Origin of the sequence: Colwellia sp. MB3u-41 (assembly GCF_014076845.1) — a bacterium.
In the GTDB taxonomy this organism is placed as follows: Bacteria; Pseudomonadota; Gammaproteobacteria; order Enterobacterales; family Alteromonadaceae; genus Colwellia_A.
In genome coordinates this window covers 1-3389 of sequence record NZ_JACGUT010000024.1, presented here as the reverse complement: position 1 = coordinate 3389, position 3389 = coordinate 1, and the positions used below count along the sequence as shown (strand labels likewise).

The following is a 3389-nucleotide window of genomic DNA, read 5'->3' as shown; positions in this document are numbered from 1 at the left end:
GTTCGTGCAGAGTTTGATTCAACGTTCTCTGCATATAACAAGTTGCTCAAACGGAAAAATAACAGTTGGCCATCGCTTCGCGATTATAGCCAACCATTATTTTCCGCTTAGCAAAGCGTTATGTGCCAAAAGGAATCCGGTTATGTCGACAAATCTGAAGTTAAACTATGTGGAATTTCCAGCCAAGGATATTCCAGCTACAAAAAAATTTTTTGAGAGCGCTTTTGATTGGAGCTTTACGGATTACGGTCCCGATTATACTTCTTTCGCTGATGAAGGTTTGGACGGTGGTTTCTACAAATCTGATTTATCTTCGTTAGCCTCAAATGGCTCTGCCTTGCTTGTATTATTAACAGATAATTTGGAAAAAGCTCAATCTACTGTAGAATCATTTGGTGGTGAAATTTCTACTCCAATTTTTTCATTCCCTGGTGGTAGTCGATTTCACTTTATTGAGCCTAGTGGTAATGAATTTGCAATCTGGTGTTTATCTGGCACATAACAAGCCATTCAAGCAGGACAAATAACAGTTGGCTATTTGCTCCTTCGTCGCTTATTTTAGCCAATTATTATTTGCCTCTTAATGGGGCGTTATAAGGCTATATGAAACTATCGAGTCACCTTAAAAGAAACGTTGCAGCTACCTTAGTTAGTCCAGTATCTTTAATTCCGGTGGTGAGTTTAGGAGGAATTCTCATAGGTTTAGCTTCTGAGATTCCAAATTTTGGATTTGAAGATGTAAAGTTAGCAGTTGCTTTTTCTCTACTGACTTTAGCGTACGCATATCCAGTAACTATTGTTTTTGGAGCGCCTGTCTCAGTCTTTTTACAAAAACTTGGTATATTTAAATTACATTTCCTAATACCAATTAGCCTCATTCCAACTTTATTTTTTCATTTAAAGTTTGGGTTGGATCTAAAGTGGTTTAGTATATTTACAGTTTGTTCTATTTCAGTTTCTTTAACTTACTGGCTAGTATTCAGGTGGTTGAAGTAGCCTTATAACAAGTTACTCAAACGGACGCTAAACAGTTGGCTAGCTTCGTTCCTCGCAATTTTAGCCAACAATTTCGCGCCGCTTAGTAAGGCGTTATGTTTTCAGCATAAGTAGGGGGCACCAATAATTCCCATAATGCAAATAACTGAATTCAGTGGCTACTTTTAAATTAACTACAAAAAAACTATGGATTACAAGGAGGGGGTAAAATATGCGAATTTTATTTGTACTTTTTTTAGTTGAATTAATATTCATGAGTAGCTCAATTGCCATCAAAACTGATTTAGATGTTGTAAAAAATAACCTCGAAATTCGATATCAAGAGTTAAAGCTTCTAGCGGATAATGGTTCTTCTAATGAGCAATACGAGTTGTTTTTCTTAGTATTTCAAAATAAAAAAATATTGAGTGAGAAAACCGGTGAATCCGTTCTTTATTTGAAAAAAGCAGCTAATTCTCAACATAGTCGTTCAATGTTTCTACTTGGAGCATTATACCAGACAGGTACTATGATCGACATAGATAGGGATAAAGCCTTAAAATGGCTTTTAATAGCCTCGCGAGAAGGCATTGCTGACGCGCAAGTTATGACAGCTAATAATTACGCATTAAGATTTTCCAATTCTGTAGATAAAGATAAAAGACAAAGTTTTTTTCAGAAAGCAGAATATTGGTACTCAAAGGCAATATCACAAGGCTCCATACAAGCAAAGCGGCAATATGGTGAATTGTTACTGTATGTTGATAATATGTCTAAAGAAGGCATTAACTTACTACATCAAGCTGCAGAGCTAGGTGACGCAAGGGCTATGCATGCTTTAGGTTTGAATTCTGACTATTTATGGCGAGAATTTAAAAAAATAGAGTATTATGAGTCAGCTAGATTTTGGTATCAAAAGTCCGTAGCGGCAGGTTTTAAAAAGTCAGATTTATATTTAAAAAAACTACGTCAATAAAAAAACATAACAAGCCATTCAAGCAGGACAAATAACAGCTGGCTATTTGCTCCTTCGTCGCTTATTTTAGCCAACAATTATTTGCCTCTTAATGGGGCGTTAGGCATACATTAAATGGATATCAGTGTAAATTTCAATTCAGATCTCTTCCATCCTCATTTAGCAGATGAAGCTCAGGTTAACCCTGGAGTATATGGTGCGGAGTTAGCTTGGTGGCTTGGGAAAGAACTTGCTAAAAAAGGTGTTCCCACAACATACCCGGAGTCAGAAGATTGGGGTTGGTTCATTGAATATATTGTAGATGATAATGAATATTCACTTTGTTGTGCGAATGTAGAAAATCGAACCAATGAATGGCATATTTATTTAAATCCACATGCTAAAAGTCTGTTTGGCCGAAACAAAGCAAAAATAGAGGATGCTCATTTGCTTATCTCTGCTTTAAAGGAACTGTTAGAAAAAAACAAAGAAATCATAAATGTCGTATGGTGCGGCACATATGCCTAACAAGGCGTTCAAACGGACAAAAAACAGTTGGCTGTTTCACTCCGTTCACAATTTTAGCCAACAATTTTTTGCCGCTTAACGTGGCGTTAGGCTTTCAGAATATCAAATTCGGTTCACTATCAAAAAAGGAGTTATAAATGAACTACGATGTACCCGCTACTATGGGTGATGTAAATAAATATACGGGGTTTTGGTCTAGAGTCGGTGCAAGTTTAATTGATACAATAATTATTATTGCTATAACTTATCCTGTTCTCATATCAGTATATGGTTGGGAGTATCTCGAAGGTGATGATATTATTGCAGGTTATACTGATTTTATTTTGAGTTTTGTTTTTCCAATGGTTGCTGTAATTGCTTATTGGGTTTACCGTCAGGCTACTCCTGGTAAAATTGCAATATCAGCAAAGATTGTAGACGCAAAAACTGGTGAAAAGCCAACACTTCAACAGTATATTACTCGTTATGTAGGTTATATATTGTCAATAATTCCCTTCGGACTTGGCTTTCTTTGTGTCGCTTGGGACAAGAAAAAGCAAGGGTGGCACGACAAACTTGCAGGGACAGTTGTTATAAGTTCAAAAGGCAACTGTACAGAAAATGTGAGTTTCGAATCTAAAAAAGCCTAACAAGTTGCTCAAACGGAAAAATAACAGTTGGCCATCGCTTCGCGATTATAGCCAACTGTTATTTTCCGCTTAGCAAGGCGTTATATGCTCTTAATAAATACGTTTTAGGGCAAAACATTTTTAGCTAAGTGTTTTACGCTAAACTCGGTGTAGTGCAGCACTAATAAGCATTGCCTCTTTACCTTTTTCAAAGGTGGCAACGCTATTAGTTTGTTCAGGCAGCTGTGAGTAGCGTAAAAATTCACGGCTATTTTTTATTTTATGGGTAACTTAAGTTCGTGCAGAGTTTGATTCAACGTTCT

5 protein-coding genes are annotated in these 3389 nt (G+C 36.5%); all 5 read left to right on the top strand.

All coding sequences use genetic code 11. The annotated features are described in order from the left end of the window. The coding region (locus tag H4J73_RS01240; RefSeq protein ID WP_310649962.1) for a VOC family protein at positions 1–502 on the top strand (502 nt) is incomplete at its 5' end. A 101-nt stretch (positions 503–603) separates the two neighbouring features. Then, positions 604–996 carry a hypothetical protein gene (locus H4J73_RS01235; RefSeq protein ID WP_182223100.1) on the top strand — a complete coding sequence of 131 codons (393 nt, stop codon included), beginning with the start codon at positions 604–606 and terminating at the stop codon, positions 994–996. Between the two features lie 211 nt (positions 997–1207). After that, on the top strand, positions 1208–1951 hold the full coding sequence (locus H4J73_RS01230; RefSeq protein ID WP_182223101.1) for a tetratricopeptide repeat protein: 744 nt from the start codon (positions 1208–1210) through the stop codon (positions 1949–1951). Between the two features lie 114 nt (positions 1952–2065). Further along, positions 2066–2458 carry a hypothetical protein gene (locus tag H4J73_RS01225; protein WP_182223102.1) on the top strand — a complete coding sequence of 131 codons (393 nt, stop codon included), beginning with the start codon at positions 2066–2068 and terminating at the stop codon, positions 2456–2458. 137 nt (positions 2459–2595) lie between these two features. After that, on the top strand, positions 2596–3087 hold the full coding sequence (locus tag H4J73_RS01220) for an RDD family protein (RefSeq protein ID WP_182223103.1): 492 nt from the start codon (positions 2596–2598) through the stop codon (positions 3085–3087). Positions 3088–3389: the final 302 nt, after the last annotated feature.

Coding starts and splice junctions, on each gene's coding strand:
- H4J73_RS01235 (WP_182223100.1), top strand. CDS start 604: ATGAAACTATCGAGTCACCTTAAAAGAAACGTTGCAGCTACCTTAGTT.
- H4J73_RS01230 (WP_182223101.1), top strand. CDS start 1,208: ATGCGAATTTTATTTGTACTTTTTTTAGTTGAATTAATATTCATGAGT.
- H4J73_RS01225 (WP_182223102.1), top strand. CDS start 2,066: ATGGATATCAGTGTAAATTTCAATTCAGATCTCTTCCATCCTCATTTA.
- H4J73_RS01220 (WP_182223103.1), top strand. CDS start 2,596: ATGAACTACGATGTACCCGCTACTATGGGTGATGTAAATAAATATACG.